We start from the raw sequence: 16,469 nt of genomic DNA, 5'->3' as shown, positions 1-16,469 counted from the left end.
CTCATTGTGCTGGTCCGGTCAGCAGGACCACCTCCAGGGTGCGCGGACCGTGCACGCCTTCCACCCGGTCGAGTTCGATGTCGCTGGTGGCGGAGGGGCCGGAGATCCAGGTCAGTGGCCGCGTCGGGTCCAGCAGGGGCAGTGCCTGCGGGACGGAGTCCACCACCTGGTCCGGGACCCGGACCACGCACACGTGGTGGTCCGGGATCAGGGTGATGCGGCGCCGGCCCTGGCCGGGGCCGCCGTCGAGCACGATCGTGCCGGTCTCGGCGATCGCCAGGGCGCAGCCGGTCACCACGCTGTCCACCGCGTCCAGTTCGTACGGGGTGGACTCAGCCCGGTCGTGAACGCGGGTCGGGCCCGCGGCCGGGAGCCAGTGCGGGGGCAGGCCGGCCGGGACGAGGACCGTTCGAGCGCCTCGGGCGGCCAGCAGCCGGGCCAGCAGCGGCGCGATCCCGTCCTCGTCGGTGCGGTGCACCTTCGCGCGGTACTCCGCGAGGTTCGCGGCGAGGAGGTCGGCCGTCCCGGCGGGGGTGCGGGTGCCGTGGACCCGCAGGTAATCCCGGGGGACGGCGGGGTCGGGGGCGCCGTCCTCCGTCGCACGGCGGATCCGACCCAGGATCCGGTCCCTGCTGCTCATGCCCGTTCTCCCCGCTCCCGGTCCCACCACGTGCGGAACGACTCGGCCGGGAACTCCGGCAGCTCCCGGCTGTCCGTCCAGGCCCGTCCGGGTCCCGGCAGCCGGCGCGGGCGCAGCCGCCGGGCCCGGGCCAGCAGCCGCTCCCCCGCGCGCAGCGCTCCGGGGTGCTCCAGGAGCAGTCGCGCGGCCCGCATCGCGGCCCGTTCGGCGGTGTGCCCCCGCGCCGGGCGGATGCGTACGCGGATGCCCTCGCGGGTCACCGGGCCGCCCTGGGCCACCCGTTCGCGCAGGTGGACCAGGACCTCCGGGATGTCGATGGCGACCGGGCAGACCTCGTAGCAGGCCCCGCACAGGGTGGACGCGTAGGGCAGTGAGGCGTCGATCTCGCTGCCGGTGCCGCGCAGTTGGGGGCTGAGGATGGCGCCGATCGGCCCGGGGTAGACGGAGCCGTACGCGTGGCCGCCGACGCGTTCGTAGACCGGGCAGACGTTGAGGCAGGCGGAGCATCGGATGCAGCGCAGGGCCTGGCGTCCGACCGGGTCGGCGAGGGTGTCGGTGCGGCCGTTGTCGAGGAGGACGAGGTGGAAGGCGGAGGGGCCGTCGCCGTCCGCCCCTTTCGATGGACCCAGCCCGGTCCACATCGTGGTGTACGGGTTCATCCGCTCGGCCGTGGAGGAGCGCGGCAGGGTCTGGAGGAAGATCTCCAGGTCCCGGAAGGTCGGGACCACCTTCTCGATGCCCACCACCGAGATCAGGGTTTCGGGCAGGGTCAGGCACATGCGGCCGTTGCCCTCGGACTCGAAGACGACCATCGTGCCCGTCTCGGCGACCATGAAGTTGGCTCCGGACACGGCGACCTTGGCGCGCAGGAACTTCTCGCGCAGGTGGAGGCGGGCGGCCTCGGCGAGCTCGCGCGGGTCGTCGCCGAGCCCGTCCGGGGCGGGGCGGCCCCAGTGGCCCATCTCCGCCGCGAAGACGTCCCGGATCTCGGCCCGGTTGCGGTGGATCGCCGGGACCAGGATGTGGGAGGGCCGGTCGTGGCCGAGCTGGACGATGAGCTCGGCCAGGTCCGTCTCGTACGCGGCGATCCCGGCCGCTTCCAGGGCCTCGTTGAGGCCGATCTCCTGGGTGGCCATGGACTTGACCTTGACGACCTCGTGCCTTTCCGTGTCGCTGCCGCCCGTGGCCCGGACCAGCGCGATGACGATCCGGTTGGCCTCGTCCCCGTCGGCCGCCCAGTGGACGGTGCCGCCCGCGGCCGTCACCGCCTCCTCCAACTGGATCAGGTAGCGGTCGAGGTGGCGCAGGGTGTGGTCCTTGACGGCCTTGCCCGCCGCGCGCAGCCGGTCCCAGTCGGCCATCTCGGCGACGGCCCGGGTCCGTTTGTCGCGGATCGTGTGGGTGGCGTGCCGGAGGTTGGCGCGCAGCACCCGGTCCCGCACGGCCTCGCGCGCCGCGTCCGGGAACGCCGGCATCCCCATGAACGTGCCCGTCATGCACACCTGCCCGTCATCGCAGCGGTTCCTCCTGCGTCGAGGCCAGGATCTCGGCGAGGTGCAGGGTGCGCATCGCGTCTCCCCTACGGCGCAGGATCCCGCCGAGATGGGCCAGGCAGGAGTTGTCGGCCCCGCAGAGCACGTCCGCGCCCGTCCCCGCCGCGCTGTCGGCCTTGTCGGTGCCCATGGCTGCGGACACGTCCGGGTTCTTCAGGGCGAAGGTGCCGCCGAAGCCGCAGCACTCCTCGGCGCCGGGCAGTTCGACCAGGTCCAGGCCCTTGACGGCGGCGAGCAGCTGCCGGGGGCGGTCGCCCAACCCGAGCTCCCGCAGACCGTGACAAGAGGGGTGATAGGTGACGGTGTGCGGGAAGTAGGCACCCACGTCGGTCACTCCGAGGACGTCCACCAGGAACTCGGTGAGCTCGTAGACGCGGGGGGCGAGGTCCTCGGCGAGCGCCGCCAGCCCGGAGCCCCGTCCCTCCTGCTCCGCCCGGCGGGCGATGCGCGGGTAGTGGCTGCGGACCATCGCGGCGCAGGAACCCGACGGGGTGACCACGTACGGGTGGCCGGCGAAGGCCTCGGCGGTGCGCCGCAGCAGGGGTTCGCTCTCGCGCCGGTAGCCGGTGTTGTACTGCGGCTGGCCGCAGCAGCCCTGGGCCGCCGGGAAGTCCACGCCGACGCCGAGCCGCTCCAGCAGGCGTACGACGGCGATGCCGGTGCGGGGGTACAGCACGTCGTTGACGCAGGTGACGAACAGGGCGGCACGCATGATGGGCACAATAGCCCGGTGAAGAAGTTCTCAGTGATCGGCATAGGCGCGGGCGACCCTGACCACCTGACCCTCCAGGCGGTCAGGGCGATCGGCGCGGCGGACGCATTCCTCATCCTGGAGAAGGGCGAGGAGAAGGCGGATCTGACCGGGTTGCGGCGCGCGATGCTCGACGCGCACGCCCGCCCCGGCCACCGGCTCGTGGAGGGCCGCGATCCGGACCGGGACCGGACCCCGACCGACTACACCCCGACCGTCGACGGCTGGCGCAGCGCGCGGGCCGAGATCTTCGAGCGGTTCATCGCCGAGGACCTGGCGGACGGCGAGACCGGGGCGTTCCTGGTGTGGGGCGATCCCTCGCTGTACGACTCCACCCTCGCCATCCTCGACGAGGTCCTGGAGCACGGCCGGGTGGCGTTCGAGCACGAGGTCGTGCCCGGCATCAGCAGCATCTCGGCGCTGCTGGCCCGGCACCGGACCAACCTGAACCGGGTGGGCAGGCCGGTCCAGATCACCACCGGGCGGCGCCTCGCCGAGGGCTGGCCGCAGGACGTGGACGACGTGGTGGTGATGCTGGACGCGCGGCACGCCTTCACGGCCCACCTCGACCAGGACCTCTACATCTACTGGGGGGCCTACGTCGGCACCCCGGACGAGATCCTGGTCTCGGGGAAGCTGGCGGAGGTCGCTGGCCGGATCGAGGAGATCCGGACCGAGGCCCGCGCCCGCAAGGGCTGGATCATGGACACGTACCTGCTCCGACGCGGGTGAGCCCCTTCGTCGCCGGGGTTCAGCGCAGGTAGGCCGGGAACTCGGCGGCGAGGCGTTCGTACTCCTCGGGCCGGTTGTAGATCTGCCCGCAGACACGGATACCGCCGCCGCCCGGCCACGGCCAGACCAGTACCCGGATGCCCTGCTCCGCCGCGATCCGCTCGCGCAGGTCGCGGGCGTCCTCCTGGGTCTCGGCCGTGCCGGGCGGCAGCCGTAGGGCGCGCATCGCGAGGCCCTCGGTGTACGGGAGCGGGGTGAGTCCGGGGATCTCGGCGAGCAGGGCCGCGCCGTGGGCGGCGAGGGCGCTGTTGTGGGCCCGCACCTTGCCGGCGTCCAGGCGGTCGAGGAGGTCCAGGCCCTCGGGGGCGGCGAGCCAGCCGGTGTAGTCGGCGGTGGCGCGGTTCTCGACGGAGCGCGGGAAGCCGTGCGCGTCCTCCCAGGAGGGCACCAGGGCGCGGACCCGGGCGCGGTGTGCGGGGGCAACGGCGAGGACCGCGCTGCCGGAAGGGGCGTACCCCCATTTGTGCAGGTTGCCGAACCAGAAGTCGGCGCCGCCGGCGAGCGGGTCCGCGATCATGCCCGGGGAGTGCGCCGCGTCGACGAGCGTGGTGATCCCGCGGGCGGCCAGGTCGGCGAGCAGCCGGGGCGAGGCGATGAGCCGGGCGGTGGGCGAGCTGATGTGGTCGAGCACCGCCGCCTTGGTACGGGGTGTCAGCCCGGCCAGCACGGTCTCGCGCACGGCGTCCTCGTCGGGTAGGTACGGGTCGAGGGCGACGGTGGTGATCCGGGCGCGGCGGGCGGCGGCCGCGACGACGGTGCCGTAGCCGTGGTCGGTGACCAGGATCTCGTCGCCGTCGGCGAACGGGACGGCGTCGAGGGCCAGGTTGGCGCCCTCGGTGGCGTTGGCGATGAAGGCGGTGCCGTCGGGGTCGGCGCCGAGGTGGCGGGCGACGCGGGTACGGGCGGCGGCGATCCGGTCGGCCGCGCCGATGAAGAAGGCGTCGGGGTCGGCGTGCGCCTCCTCGCGCAGGGCGGCCTGGGCCTCCTGGACGGGGATCGGCACGGCGCCGAACGATCCGTGGTTCAGGTGGGAGACGGCGGGATCGAGGCGGAACAGGGACCGCCCGCCGGGGAATTCGGCGGGCGGCATCGGCATCGGCCGGGTCATGGGACCTCCGGGTGTGCGGCGCGGCTGTCGCCCGCATCATCGCCTCCCGGACCGGCCCCGGCCCAGGGCCCGTCGTTACCGGGGGCCGATTTCGAACTCGGGAGGCTGTAGACCCTTGAGGCAGCTGGTGTTCGGCTTCTTCGGGGTGTCGAAGAACGAGACGGCGATCTCCTGGGCGCACTTCGACGTCGCGAACACCACGTGGGGCTCGTAGGGGACCGTGACGACGGTGGCGTTCGGCAGCGTGCGGGCGACGTACGGGCCGTTGTCGGCCCCGGTCTGGGAGTCCAGCCCGCCCGACAGGGCGAGGGTGGGGATGTCGCTGCGCGTGACGTCACGGATCGAGGGCGCCGCCGCGGGCACGTTCCAGGCCTTGCAGTCCGGCCGGAGGAAGGCCAGCTGCGGTGCTTGGGCCTGCACCGAGCGCGGGAAGGTCGGGAAGGCGTCCTGGCCGCCCTTGAGCGCCTGGGCCTGGGTTTCGTACGGGGTCCACTCGCTGCAGAAGACGCCGTAGGAGAGCCCGTGCGCGACCCTGCCGATGGCTTGGGGGCTGAGCTTGCCGCCCGCCCACTGACGGGCGATCCGCTGCGGTTTGCCGTGCGCCAGCTCGTCGAGCGCGATGGGGACCTGCGGCGCCACGTGGGTGGCGGAGGTCATCCAGTTCACCAGGGCTCCGCCGTCCAGGACGACCTTCACGGGCTTCGGGTTGCCGGGGAGCGTGACGGTGGTGGTCACCGGCTTGGCTTCGAGTTGGCGGACGAGCCGGTTGAAGGTGGCCGGCAGGTTCGGATAGCGACGGTTGCAGGCCGGCTGGTCCGCGCAGGCCTTGAACAGGCCGTCGAAGCCCTGCTTGGCGGCGCTCCAGGTCAGGGCGGACCCTGCCGTGGACGGTGGCAGGATGCCGTCGATGCCGACCGACCGGAGGCCTTGCGGGTGCTGGCGCATGTAGACGAGCGCCAGTTGGGTGCCGTAGGAAATGCCGTACAGGTTCCACTGCTTGAGGCCCAGCGCGGCACGCAGGTCCTCGTAGTCGGCGGCGCTCTCGGTGTCGTTGTAGGCGCCGAGGTCGGCCCCGGTCGCCGCCAGCTTTTCGCGGCAGGCGCGCGTCGCGTCGACGTGCAGCTTCCCGGTGGACGGCGCGTCGTAGACGAGGCCGACCGAACGGGCGTTGAACTCGTCGATGTTGGGGCAGGTGAACACCGGGTCGGCCGAGTACGTCCCCCGCTGGGACATGAAGATCACGTCGCGGTCGCGGTTCAGGCCGCCGTCGATCGCCATCTTCGCCTCCCCCACCGCGTCGTCGCCGGGTCCTCCGGCGAGCCACACGATCGGGTCGGGTTTCGGTGTGGCGGACGCGGCCGACACGATCGCCACGCCGAGGGTGATCTTCCGGCCGGTCGGCTCGGCGCGGTTCTCGGGGACGGTGAGCGTTCCGCAGCGGGCCCCCTTGAGCTCGGCGACCGGCTCCGGCGTCTTCGGGCAGGGGCCGGGCTCGAAGCGGGCGTCGCCCACCGTCCGGGCCACCGTTCCGATGGGCGTACCGGGACTGGGACTCGCCCCCGTGGCCCGCTGCGCCTGGACGGGCGTGGCGAGCAGGCCGGTGATGAGGATCCCGGTGGCCATCGCGGCCGACCTGGCGTGGCGCCGTCCTACGGCGGGGCGACGACGGGGCGCGGGGTTGAGAGCCATCTGCCCTCCCATGTCACTTCGGGACGATCGTGAACGGCTTCGGCTTCGCATCGGCCGCGCAAGCGGTGTCGGGCTCGGTCGGACGGGCGAGGAACGAGGCCAGCACCTGCTGTGCGCAGGGCGATTGGGGGACCACCCAGTGTCCGATGCCGGGGATCCGCACGGAGGTCGAGCGGGACAGCGTACGGGCCGCGTCCTTCGCCATGCTCTCTCCCGTCTTCGTGTCGAACGTGCCGGAGACGATGAGCGCCGGCACCGCGCTCTTGGTGGCGACCCGCTGGACGGCGGTGCGGTCCGGTACGTTCCAGATGCGGCAGGCGTCGTACTGGAAGGGGAGTTGCGGGGCCTGCGCCAATACCGTGTCGGGCCATGCGGGAAAAGCCTTGCGCCCGGCGTTGAGCACGTCGGACCGAGAGGATCCCGGGACCCACTCGCCGCACGCCACCGACTCCGTCAGACCGTGGCCCCACACGCCCACGGCCCCTGCCGAGTCGGCCGCGCGGGCCCGCGCGAAGCGCTCCGGTCGGCCGCGGCTGAGCTCGTCGAGCGCCGCCGGGACGTCGACGGGCTTGACGCCGTTGGCGACGAGCACGTTCAGCAGGGCGCCGCCGTCGAGGTCGACCTTGACCGGGTCTCCCCCCTGCGGCGGCCGGGCGTTCAGCACCAGCGGGTGCGCCTCCAGCTTGCGCACCTGCTCGGTCAGCGTGCGGGCGACGTCGGGGTAGCGGCTCTTGCAGCGGGGCTCGGCCGCGCACGCGCCGACGATGGCGTCGATGCCCTGCCGGACGCTGCTCCAGGTCACGGGCAGGACGGTGAGCGCCGGAGGAGTGAGGGAGTCGAGCGCCACCGCGCGAATGCCCTGGGGGTGCTCGCGCAGGTAGGTGAGGGCCAGGTTGGTGCCGTAGGAGTACCCGTAGACGTTCCACTGCTCGATGCCGAGCGCGGTGCGCAGGTCGGCGAAGTCGGCCGCGTTCTCGGTGGTGTTGTAGGCGGCGAGGTCGACTCCGTCGGCCACCAGGCGGTCGTGGCACTTCTTCACCGCGTCCAGCAGGGGCCGCTTCGATGCTTGCGAGTCGTAGCGCAGGCCCACGGCCTGCCTGTTGTACCGGTCGATCTCCGGGCAGGCGAGGTGCGGCCGTGCGTAGAGGTTCCCGCGCTGGGCCATGATGATCAGGTCGCGATCGCGGTTCAGGCCGGATTCGACGAGGAAGGGGATGTCGTCGAACGTGTCGGCCCCCGGGCCACCGGCCATGAACACCACGGGGTCCGCGGCGGGCTTCGCCGCCTCGGCCGGGATGACCGCCACGGGCAGTTCGATGGTCCGGCTGCCGGGGCGGGAGCGGTTCTCGGGTACCTCCAGGACACCGCAGCGCGCGCCGTTCAGCGCCTCGATCGGCTCGGGCGGCTCGGGACAGGCACCGGGCACGAACCGCGGGGCGGCGGTCGCGGTCGGGCCGGTCCCGGCGGACGGGGCCAGGGAGGACGCGGCACTGCTCGAAGTCCCACCGAACGCCGCCAGACAGACCAGAGCGGCCGCGGCAGCCGCCGCGTTGATGCTGTGCTTCGCCATGTGCTCCCGTTCCTGTGCCGACGCCTGCGGCGCCGCCCGGCCGGGCGGCGCCGCAGCGGGTTGGTGGAACGCACCTCTTCGAAGGTAGCGGCTGGCACGAAACCGCGCATATGGTGAGAAAACGCCCCGCCGTCGGCCTGCGACGGCCTGTGACGGCAGGCCCCTAGCGCCCGCTGGTGACCGCGTAGTACTGCAGGTCCTGGACCTGCACGGTGCGGTCCGCCGCGTAGGGCAGTTCCACCTCCGCGCCGGGCTCTCCGTCGCGGACCACCACCGCGGAACTGGTGCCCGGCCGCAGCGGGAGCAGTTCGGAGTGGACTCCGGCGGGGGCCTCGTGCGCGTCCCGGTCCGTTCCCACGCTCGTACGGAGGGTCGCGGGGGCCGTCAGGAAGCTGAGGACCTCCACCGTGTCGCGGGGCGCGGCGGTGCCCTTGCGCGGGGACATCACCAGCGACTGGGCGCCGGTCGGGGCGGCGGCGGCGAACTGGGTGCGGGCGCAGAGGTACAGCGTGTCGCGGACGATCTTCGGCCAGCTGCCCGTCTTGAACTTGGCCAGGTAGTACGAGGTCAGGTCCAGGTAGGCGTACCCGTTGTGCAGGGACGGCGCGAACTGGCTGCCCTCGGAATAGTCGTTCCAAGTGGTGAGCTGCACCCAGTCGGCGCCGTCGTCGATGGCATGGGTCCAAGTGGAGCGCAGGGTCGCGGTGTTGCCGGCCTCGTCGTAGATGCCCTGGTTGGGGCGGGCGTCCTGGACCGACACGGGCTGCATCCAGATCTTGCCGGAGCCGTGGGCCCGCTGCACGGCGCGGGTGGCGCTCTCCTGGCCGACGTAACTGCGGCTGCCCCACTCGGAGAAGCCGTGGCTGATCGGCGCGAACCGTGCGCCGTTGGCGTCGAAGTCGAGGAACGTCGGGACGAACGCGGTGCGGATGCCGTGCCGGCTCTTGAGGAGGTCGATGACCTGCGTCCACCAGGCGACGCTCTTGGTCTCCGCCTTGAAGGGGGACACGACGAGCCGGCCGTCGGCGAGGCGGTGGGCGGCGGGGGCCTTGCCGAGGGCCGCGACGGCGTCGGCGAGCACGCCGGGGTCGTCGGTGTCCAACGAGGTCATGTCCGGCATCAGCATGATCTTGAAAGCGGGGTCGACGGCACGGGCGGCCTGCATCAGCAGCCCGGCGCGGTCACGGTTCGGCCCGGACAGGGAGAGCATGTCGAGGGTGAACCCGTCGAGGCCCGCGGCGCGGGCGGTGCGCACCTCCTGTTCGAGGTTGGCGAGTTCCCAGTTGCCCGGCTTGGGCGCGACGGGCAACGGCCGGTCGCGCAGCAGGCCGCCGTACCGCTCGTGCTTGCCGTTCTCCCCCGCCGGGTTCAGGTAGTTGCGGGTGTAGTAGTCGGCGTCGGCGCTCGCGTTGTCCAGGGAGAGCGGGTACGGGGTGAAGTAGTGCGCGAACACGAGCTTCCTGCCCGCGCTGCCGGTGTGCAGAGCGGCCGGTCCGGGCAGGTCGAACGGCAGGGCTCCGGCGGGCCGCCCGGCTCCGGCGTCCCCCGCGCCCGGGACGCTGCCGGCGTCCTGGTCCGTGCCGTCCGGGCTCCGGACGGGCGCGGGCGGGACGCCACCCGTGGCCGCGGGTGCGGGGCCCGTGGCCCCCGGGTCGGGCCCGGCGGGCCGGGGGGTGCCGATCCCGGGTGCGGAGGCGTCCTGGCGTACGGCGCGGTCGAAGGGAGCCCAGGCGATGCCGGTGGCGGCGCCCACACCGACGAGCAGGAACGCGGCGAGCAGCAGGGTCAGCAGCGGCCGACCCCGGAACCCCGGACGGCGGCGGTGCGAACTCATCGTGGGTGCCCTCCCCTGCACGGTGCCCCGAGTGCGGCACTGCACAGCAGTACAGCCGATCGGCGGCCGCCGGACAACCGTCAGGATCGGGCGGCCGCGACGTTCACGTTCTCCAGGACTCCGAGGGCGTCGGGGACGAGGACGGCCGCCGAGTAGGGGCCGATGACGCCCTCCTGGTCCTCGCTGGTGCGCAGCGCGAGGGCAGTTGCTGCTCGAACTGGTTCATCGGGTCGTCGTAGAGGTCGGCGACGCGGTCGTGGACCTGCAGGACGCTCTGGGCGAGGGAGAGTTCGCACTTGCAGCAGGGTCTCGCCCGCGCGGCCGGGGCGAGTTCGATGTCGGCCTCGCCGCGCCGGTTGACGGGGCGCCGGCCGTTCTCCACACCATGGCGGTGCCGGCGGAGGCGGCCCGTACGGAGTGGTCCCCGTGCGGTGACGGCCTCGCGGATGAAGCAGTTCGAGCACGTGCTGGCCGAGGAGTTCCCCGTCATGTACCGGGACTTCGGGCTGGACGCGGCGGCGCGAGCAGCGCTGGACCGGTACGCGGACGAGCTCACGCAGTGGATGTCCGGGGTCGCCCCCTGGCACGCGCAGACCCGGCGCTACCGGGAGGAGGACCTGAAACGGCACCGCGCGGCGGGCGGAACCGGCGGCGGCCGGAGCGCCCCGGGCTCCGCACCGCCCCGGTTGGGCGTGACGGCGCGGGGTCGGGCGCGCTGGGCGAGGGTGGCCCTGGGTGCCCCACCTGGCAGCATGGACAAAAGTGCGCCGTGTGTACAACTACGTTGATCAGCGGCGGCACGGGCCTTTCTCCGGAATGCGACATTCCCCTGGCCTTCCGGCAGAACTGGCGCATAATCGTCGCTACGCGGCCCGAAAGAACCCTTGGTCGCGCATGGACACGCATGCAATGGGGGGCATCGTGCCGATGAGGGATCCAGGCCGGGCCGGCACTTTGCCCACGACGTCCGACGAGCTGTCCCGGCTGTTGACCGCCGTGCGGCGCGGCCGCGTGCTGACGGTCACCGGGCGGTTCCGAGAGCCGCGGAGCCTGCTGGTGCGGGAGATCGCCGAGCGGCTCTCGTCCAACTTCTGCGACGGCGTGGCCGTCATCGTGGTGGACCGGCCCTTCGGCCCGCGCGAACTGACGGCCGCGCTGGGCTGCGTACCGGGCATGCCCTTCCTGCCGTGTGGGACGGCCGACGCCGTCTCGTGGCTCGCGGAGCGGGACATGCTCCTCGTCCTGGACGGCACCGACCACCTCGCGCCCGAGACGCTCACGTGGCTGCGGAACCTGCTCACGGCGGCCCCGGGACTGCGCATCCTGGCCGCGGGCCGGTCCCCGCTGGCCTTCGAGGGGGAACGGGTCCACCGCCTCTGAGCCCCGGCCGGCCCGGAGTGGCCGTGCGGACGGCGCCGGAGGCCACCCGGCCGGCCGAGGGATGGACGCTGGACGCGGCGCCGGCCGCGGCGCGCTCCGGGTCAGCCGCGGTACGAGCGCAGGATCCGCTTCAGCAGCGGGGGTACGGGTGCCCGCGGCGCAGGCACGGACCCGGGGCCCGCGGGCAGCCGGTCCCGGAGCTGGGCCCAGACCGCCTCCGGGCACGGCCCCTGGGGCCGGAACTTGAGGAACTTGCGGTAGGGCACGACCCGCGGCTCCCGGCCGATCTCCACCCAGTGGGGGCGGCCCGACACCTCGTCCCAGCCGTGGTTCGGGATCCGGATGTGGTCGCGCCGGCCGTCCTTGTCCTTGCTGGTGATCTGGGCGACCCGCGCGCCGCCCGGTCCGGTCGCGAGGACCACGCAGTAGTGCCGCAGCTGCCGCTGCGGGTCCTCCCGCAGCGGCACCATGGCCAGCCAGACCTCGCCCGGCCGCGGTCTCGCGCCGATCGCCTCGTCCCACCGGCGCACGCCCAGGAAGACGACGAGCGCCGCGAAACCGGCGGCGCACGCCTCGACGCACATCCGGACGTTCCAGGGCGCTGCGGCCGCCCGGCCCTCGGCGTAGCCGGCCGCGGCGGCCACGGCGGCGAGCAGCACGGCCACCCGGACGAGGAACATCCACCAGACGACGCGCCCGCCCCGGCCCGCCAACGCGACGAGCGCGCAGGCCACGACGACCGGAACGCCGTACACGACGGCCCACTGGCCGGCGCCCTCCACCTTGACCGGCGGGGTCTGCTGCGCCATCAGGTCGGGCAGCAGCACGGGGAGCGCGAGCAGGACGCCGACGAGCGCGACCGCGTTGAGCAGCAGGTAACCCGCGCAGCCGATGCCCGCGCAGGAGGTGTTCTTGCGACGCGCCACCCGTACTCCCCCCAGATCCCCGGCGGGCACGCTAACGCACCCGCCACAGGCGCGCCAGGGGCCCCCGCGGTCATGGGCGCACGCGTGGCACGCGGGCGGCGTACGGGGCCGGGTACGGCTCCGCCCCGGTCGGCTGCTGCCGACCGGGGCGGAACCCAACAGGTACTGCAGGCCTTACGCGAGGGTCGCGATGGCCTGGTTGAAGGTCGCGGACGGCCGCATGATCGCCGCGGCCTTGGCTGCGTCGGGCTGGTAGTACCCGCCGATGTCGGCCGGGTTGCCCTGGACGGCGATGAGCTCGCCGACGATGGTCTCCTCCTGCTCGCCCAGCGTCTTGGCGAGCGCCTCGAACGCGGCGGCCAGCGCGGCGTCGTCGGTCTGCTTGGCCAGCTCCTGGGCCCAGTACAGGGCGAGGTAGAAGTGGCTGCCGCGGTTGTCGATGCCGCCCAGCTTGCGGCTCGGCGACTTGTCCTCGTTGAGGAAGGTGCCGGTCGCGCGGTCCAGGGTGTCGGCCAGCACCTGGGCGCGGGCGTTGCCGGTGGTGGTCGCGAGGTGCTCGAAGGAGACGGCCAGCGCGAGGAACTCACCGAGGGAGTCCCAGCGCAGGTAGTCCTCCTTGACCAGCTGCTGGACGTGCTTCGGGGCGGAGCCGCCGGCGCCGGTCTCGAAGAGGCCGCCGCCGTTCATCAGCGGGACGACCGACAGCATCTTGGCGCTGGTGCCCAGCTCCAGGATCGGGAAGAGGTCGGTCAGGTAGTCGCGCAGCACGTTGCCGGTCACCGAGATGGTGTCCTCGCCGCGGCGGATGCGCTCCAGGGAGTACGCGGTGGCCTTGACCGGGGACAGGATCTCGATGGTGAGGCCGTCGGTGTCGTGGTCGGCCAGGTACGTCTTGACCTTGGCGATCAGCTGCGCGTCGTGGGCGCGGTTCTCGTCGAGCCAGAAGACGGCCGGGACGCCGGTGGCGCGGGCGCGGGTGACGGCGAGCTTGACCCAGTCCTGGATCGGCGCGTCCTTGGTCTGGCAGGCGCGGAAGATGTCGCCCTTGGCGACCTGCTGCTCCAGGACGGTGTTGCCCGCGGCGTCGACGACGCGGACGGTGCCCGCGGCGGCGAGCTCGAAGGTCTTGTCGTGGCTGCCGTACTCCTCGGCCTTCTGGGCCATGAGGCCGACGTTCGGCACCGAGCCCATGGTGGACGGGTCGAAGGCGCCGTGCGTGCGGCAGTCGTCGATGACGACCTGGTAGACGCCCGCGTAGCTGCTGTCCGGGAGGACCGCGAGGGTGTCGGCCTCGTTGCCGTCCGGGCCCCACATGTGGCCGGAGGTGCGGATCATGGCCGGCATGGAGGCGTCGACGATGACGTCGGACGGGACGTGGAGGTTGGTGATGCCCTTGTCCGAGTCGACCATCGCGAGGGCCGGGCCCTCGGCGATCTCGGCATCGAAGGAGGCCTTGATCGCGTCGGCGTCGGGCAGCGCGCCCAGGCCGTTCAGGATGGTGCCGAGGCCGTCGTTCGGGGACAGGCCGGCGGCGGCCAGGGTCTCGCCGTAGCGGGCGAAGGTCTTCGGGAAGAAGGCGCGGACCACGTGGCCGAAGATGATCGGGTCGGAGACCTTCATCATCGTGGCCTTGAGGTGCACGGAGAACAGGACGCCCTCGGCCTTGGCACGCTCGATCTGGTCGTTCAGGAAGGTGCGCAGCGCGTCGACGTGCAGGACGGAGGCGTCCACGACCTCGCCGGCGAGGACCGGTACGGAGTCGCGCAGGACGGTGGTGGCGCCGTCGGCGGCGACGTGCTCGATGCGGAGCGTGCCGGCCTCGGCGATCACGGCGGACTTCTCGGTCGAGCGGAAGTCGTTCTCGCCCATGGTGGTGACGTTCGTCTTCGACTCGGTGGTCCAGGCGCCCATGCGGTGCGGGTGGGCCTTGGCGTAGTTCTTGACCGAGGCGGGGGCGCGGCGGTCGGAGTTGCCCTCACGCAGGACCGGGTTGACGGCGCTGCCCTTGATCTTGTCGTAGCGGGAGCGGGTCTCGCGCTCCTCGTCGGTCTTCGGGTCGTCCGGGTAGTCCGGGAGCGCGTAGCCCTGGCCCTGGAGCTCGGCGACCGCGGCCTTCAGCTGCGGGATCGAAGCCGAGATGTTGGGCAGCTTGATGATGTTCGCTTCCGGCGTCTTCGCCAGCTCGCCGAGCTCGGCGAGGGCATCGGCGATCCGCTGGCCCTCCTCAAGGTGCTCGGGGAAGCTGGCGATGATCCGACCGGCCAGGGAGATGTCACGGGTCTCGACATTCACACCGGCCGTCGACGCGTAGGCCTGGATCACAGGCAGGAAGGAATACGTCGCGAGGGCCGGGGCCTCGTCAGTGTGCGTGTAGATGATGGTCGAGTCAGTCACCGGATGCTCCGCTCCACAGTCTGCGTCTCTCGTCTGCAACATTGCTCGACATCAAGATATCTCGTGATCGGGCCGGTCTGGACAGCCCCCTGCCCGAGTCCCGGGGAGACGCGCGTCACCTCCGGCGCCGGACGACCCCGCACGGCCCGCAGAACGGCGAGAGCGCCGCCACCGGCTGTTTCCAGCCGGTGGCGGCGCTCAGGCATTCAGGCGTACTGACCTGCTCAGGCGTGGACGGCCTTCGGGTTCATGCCGTACTCGTTCGGCTGCGCCTGACCCTCGGTCGCCAGGAGGACGATGAGCCAGATGCCGCCGATCAGCGGGACGAGGCCGATGAAGTACCACCAGCCGGACTTGCCGATGTCGTGCAGCCGACGGACGGTGAGGGCGATGCACGGCACGATGATCGCCAGGAAGTAGAGGCCGTAGATGATCATGTTCGCGCCGATGACGGAGTCGATGATCGCGACGACGATCGCAACAGCGAAGTTGCACAGGAAGAACATCCAGAACTCCTGGCGGCGCGCGCGGCCGGAGAAGTCGGCGTACTTCTTCAGGACGTCGGTGTAGTAGTGCATGTGTCCCCCCAGAGGACGGTTCGTCGGCCCGTCCTGCTGGAGCAAGCCGGGGCAGAACTTATGCCCCGCTTACGTGGCGGTCAAGCCACTTCACAAGACGCCAAAAGAGCCGCTTTTGCAGGGTTCAATGGGCAAAATCACCGGCACCGCCAGCCCCTTGAAACCCACCGGTCGTACCGGGTCACACGGGGTGACGAAACAGGGGCGGTAGAAGCCGTTTCGTGATGCCGGAGAGACTCCCGAGCCGCTCGGCGCCCGCCCGCAGACGGCCGAATCCCGCGCGGAGCACGCCCATCCGCACCCACATCGTTACGGCTCTGCGACATGCGCCACCGCTCGCACGGGCGTCCCGCCCGGACCGCAGGGTCGGGACGGGACTCGGTGCAGGCCCGGGCCGGCTCAGCCGATGTGGAAGGGGTCCCCGTAGACCTTCCAGTCGAGCGGGGTGTTGAGGTTCAGGTTCCCCTTCTTGAGGAAGACCCGCTGCGCGGTGTCGACGCGACTGGTGTCGCTGTGCGCCTCCTCCTGCTTCATCGCCCAGACGCGGGCGTCGAGGAAGGCGTTCAGCCAGGTGGTCTCGTTGCCGCCCTGGGCCGGGGGCTTGGCCTTGGACAGGGCCCGCTTGCGGATGTTGCGGAAGCTGGTGGAGTCGCTGCCGTCGCCGTGCATGACGATGGCGTCGTAGTACATGAACTGGCCGAGCGCGCCGACCCCGTCGGACTTGCCCTGCTTGACGGCGGGGTTGAAGTAGACCCGGTCGCGCTCGTGGTCCTGGGCCTTCTTGAACTCGCCGTCCTGGGCCGCCTTCGCCCAGTCCTTGGTGAAGTTCGGGTCGAGGCCGGCGTGCGAGTCGCTGCCGTCGACCTTCCGCAGGGCGGGCAGGTACTTGGCGAGCACGTTGCCGGGCTTGACCTGCGTGTAGTACTCGACGAGGTCGAGCATGTCGCCGGTGCCCGAACAGAAGCCGATGATGCCGGCCGTGTAGCCGCGGCCGTCGTCTATGTCCTCTATGTACTTGTACTGCGCCTTCCAGTCCAGCGAGGAGTTCTCCGCGCTGGAGACGATCTGCATGGCGACGTCCTTCTTCGCCGGATCGTCGAGCCCGACGGCCGCGGCCGAAGCAGCGGCGGGGGCGGATGCGGATGCAGGTGCGGGTGCGGGTGACGCGGTCGTCGCGTGGGCGGCGACCGGTACGGCGAGCAGCGCGCTGCCGAGCAGGGCGCCGAGGGCCATCCTCTTGCGGTGGGGGGTGAA

At 72.2% G+C, this 16,469-nt stretch carries 15 protein-coding genes; 3 read left to right on the top strand and 12 right to left on the bottom strand.

Going from position 1 to position 16,469, the window contains the following annotated elements:
• Position 1: 1 nt before the first annotated feature.
• The 3 genes from OHA65_RS32085 to OHA65_RS32075 are packed head-to-tail and all read right to left on the bottom strand — an operon-like array spanning position 2 to position 2,905.
• Positions 2–640: a lactate utilization protein C gene (locus OHA65_RS32085; RefSeq protein ID WP_405762958.1), complete on the bottom strand. Its 639-nt coding sequence runs from the start codon at positions 638–640 to the stop codon at positions 2–4.
• Positions 637–2,136: a lactate utilization protein B gene (locus OHA65_RS32080; protein ID WP_327279636.1), complete on the bottom strand. Its 1,500-nt coding sequence runs from the start codon at positions 2,134–2,136 to the stop codon at positions 637–639. The genes OHA65_RS32085 and OHA65_RS32080 overlap by 4 nt, the downstream gene beginning before the upstream one ends.
• A 13-nt stretch (positions 2,137–2,149) precedes the next feature.
• Complete coding sequence (locus tag OHA65_RS32075; RefSeq protein ID WP_328764374.1) at positions 2,150–2,905, bottom strand: (Fe-S)-binding protein; 756 nt, start codon at positions 2,903–2,905, stop codon at positions 2,150–2,152.
• An 18-nt stretch (positions 2,906–2,923) separates the two neighbouring features.
• Here OHA65_RS32075 and cobF point away from each other — a divergent pair, with 18 nt between their 5' ends.
• Complete coding sequence (cobF, locus tag OHA65_RS32070; protein WP_327279634.1) at positions 2,924–3,676, top strand: precorrin-6A synthase (deacetylating); 753 nt, start codon at positions 2,924–2,926, stop codon at positions 3,674–3,676.
• Positions 3,677–3,695: 19 nt separating this feature from the next.
• Here cobF and OHA65_RS32065 read toward each other — a convergent pair whose 3' ends face one another.
• The 5 genes from OHA65_RS32065 to OHA65_RS32045 all read right to left on the bottom strand — a co-directional run bounded on the left by OHA65_RS32065 (position 3,696) and on the right by OHA65_RS32045 (position 10,427).
• Complete coding sequence (locus tag OHA65_RS32065) at positions 3,696–4,844, bottom strand: aminotransferase class V-fold PLP-dependent enzyme (RefSeq protein WP_327279633.1); 1,149 nt, start codon at positions 4,842–4,844, stop codon at positions 3,696–3,698.
• Between the two features lie 75 nt (positions 4,845–4,919).
• Positions 4,920–6,533, bottom strand: a complete 1,614-nt coding sequence (locus tag OHA65_RS32060) for an alpha/beta fold hydrolase (protein ID WP_405762956.1) — start codon at positions 6,531–6,533, stop codon at positions 4,920–4,922.
• A gap of 13 nt (positions 6,534–6,546) precedes the next feature.
• Positions 6,547–8,103, bottom strand: a complete 1,557-nt coding sequence (locus OHA65_RS32055; RefSeq protein WP_371645432.1) for an alpha/beta fold hydrolase — start codon at positions 8,101–8,103, stop codon at positions 6,547–6,549.
• 163 nt (positions 8,104–8,266) lie between these two features.
• On the bottom strand, positions 8,267–9,937 hold the full coding sequence (locus OHA65_RS32050) for an endo-1,3-alpha-glucanase family glycosylhydrolase (RefSeq protein ID WP_328764371.1): 1,671 nt from the start codon (positions 9,935–9,937) through the stop codon (positions 8,267–8,269).
• Between the two features lie 103 nt (positions 9,938–10,040).
• Entirely contained in the window at positions 10,041–10,427 is a 387-nt protein-coding gene (locus OHA65_RS32045; protein WP_405763471.1) for a hypothetical protein, read from the bottom strand.
• On the opposite strand from OHA65_RS32045, the gene OHA65_RS32040 reads away from it, so the two are divergent.
• A complete protein-coding gene (locus OHA65_RS32040) occupies positions 10,384–10,725 on the top strand; it encodes a hypothetical protein (RefSeq protein ID WP_405763496.1) in 342 nt (113 codons plus the stop codon). The two genes, OHA65_RS32045 and OHA65_RS32040, sit on opposite strands and share 44 nt — an antisense overlap.
• A gap of 106 nt (positions 10,726–10,831) precedes the next feature.
• On the top strand, positions 10,832–11,317 hold the full coding sequence (locus OHA65_RS32035; RefSeq protein WP_327279629.1) for a hypothetical protein: 486 nt from the start codon (positions 10,832–10,834) through the stop codon (positions 11,315–11,317).
• Between the two features lie 101 nt (positions 11,318–11,418).
• On the opposite strand, the gene OHA65_RS32030 is transcribed toward OHA65_RS32035, so the two are convergent.
• The 4 genes from OHA65_RS32030 to OHA65_RS32015 all read right to left on the bottom strand — a co-directional run bounded on the left by OHA65_RS32030 (position 11,419) and on the right by OHA65_RS32015 (position 16,448).
• Positions 11,419–12,243 (bottom strand): hypothetical protein, encoded by an 825-nt coding sequence (locus OHA65_RS32030; protein ID WP_329315201.1) that lies wholly within the window; start codon positions 12,241–12,243, stop codon positions 11,419–11,421.
• A gap of 174 nt (positions 12,244–12,417) precedes the next feature.
• Positions 12,418–14,637: an NADP-dependent isocitrate dehydrogenase gene (locus OHA65_RS32025; protein WP_405762954.1), complete on the bottom strand. Its 2,220-nt coding sequence runs from the start codon at positions 14,635–14,637 to the stop codon at positions 12,418–12,420.
• A gap of 224 nt (positions 14,638–14,861) precedes the next feature.
• Positions 14,862–15,215 (bottom strand): DUF805 domain-containing protein, encoded by a 354-nt coding sequence (locus OHA65_RS32020; RefSeq protein WP_327279626.1) that lies wholly within the window; start codon positions 15,213–15,215, stop codon positions 14,862–14,864.
• A 399-nt stretch (positions 15,216–15,614) separates the two neighbouring features.
• Positions 15,615–16,448, bottom strand: a complete 834-nt coding sequence (locus tag OHA65_RS32015; protein WP_327285865.1) for a chitosanase — start codon at positions 16,446–16,448, stop codon at positions 15,615–15,617.
• Positions 16,449–16,469: the final 21 nt, after the last annotated feature.

This window comes from Streptomyces sp. NBC_00045 (genome assembly GCF_045041095.1).
Lineage (GTDB): Bacteria > Actinomycetota > Actinomycetes > Streptomycetales > Streptomycetaceae > Streptomyces.
Note: the sequence above shows the minus strand (reverse complement) of the source record. Positions and strands in the feature narration are given on the sequence as shown.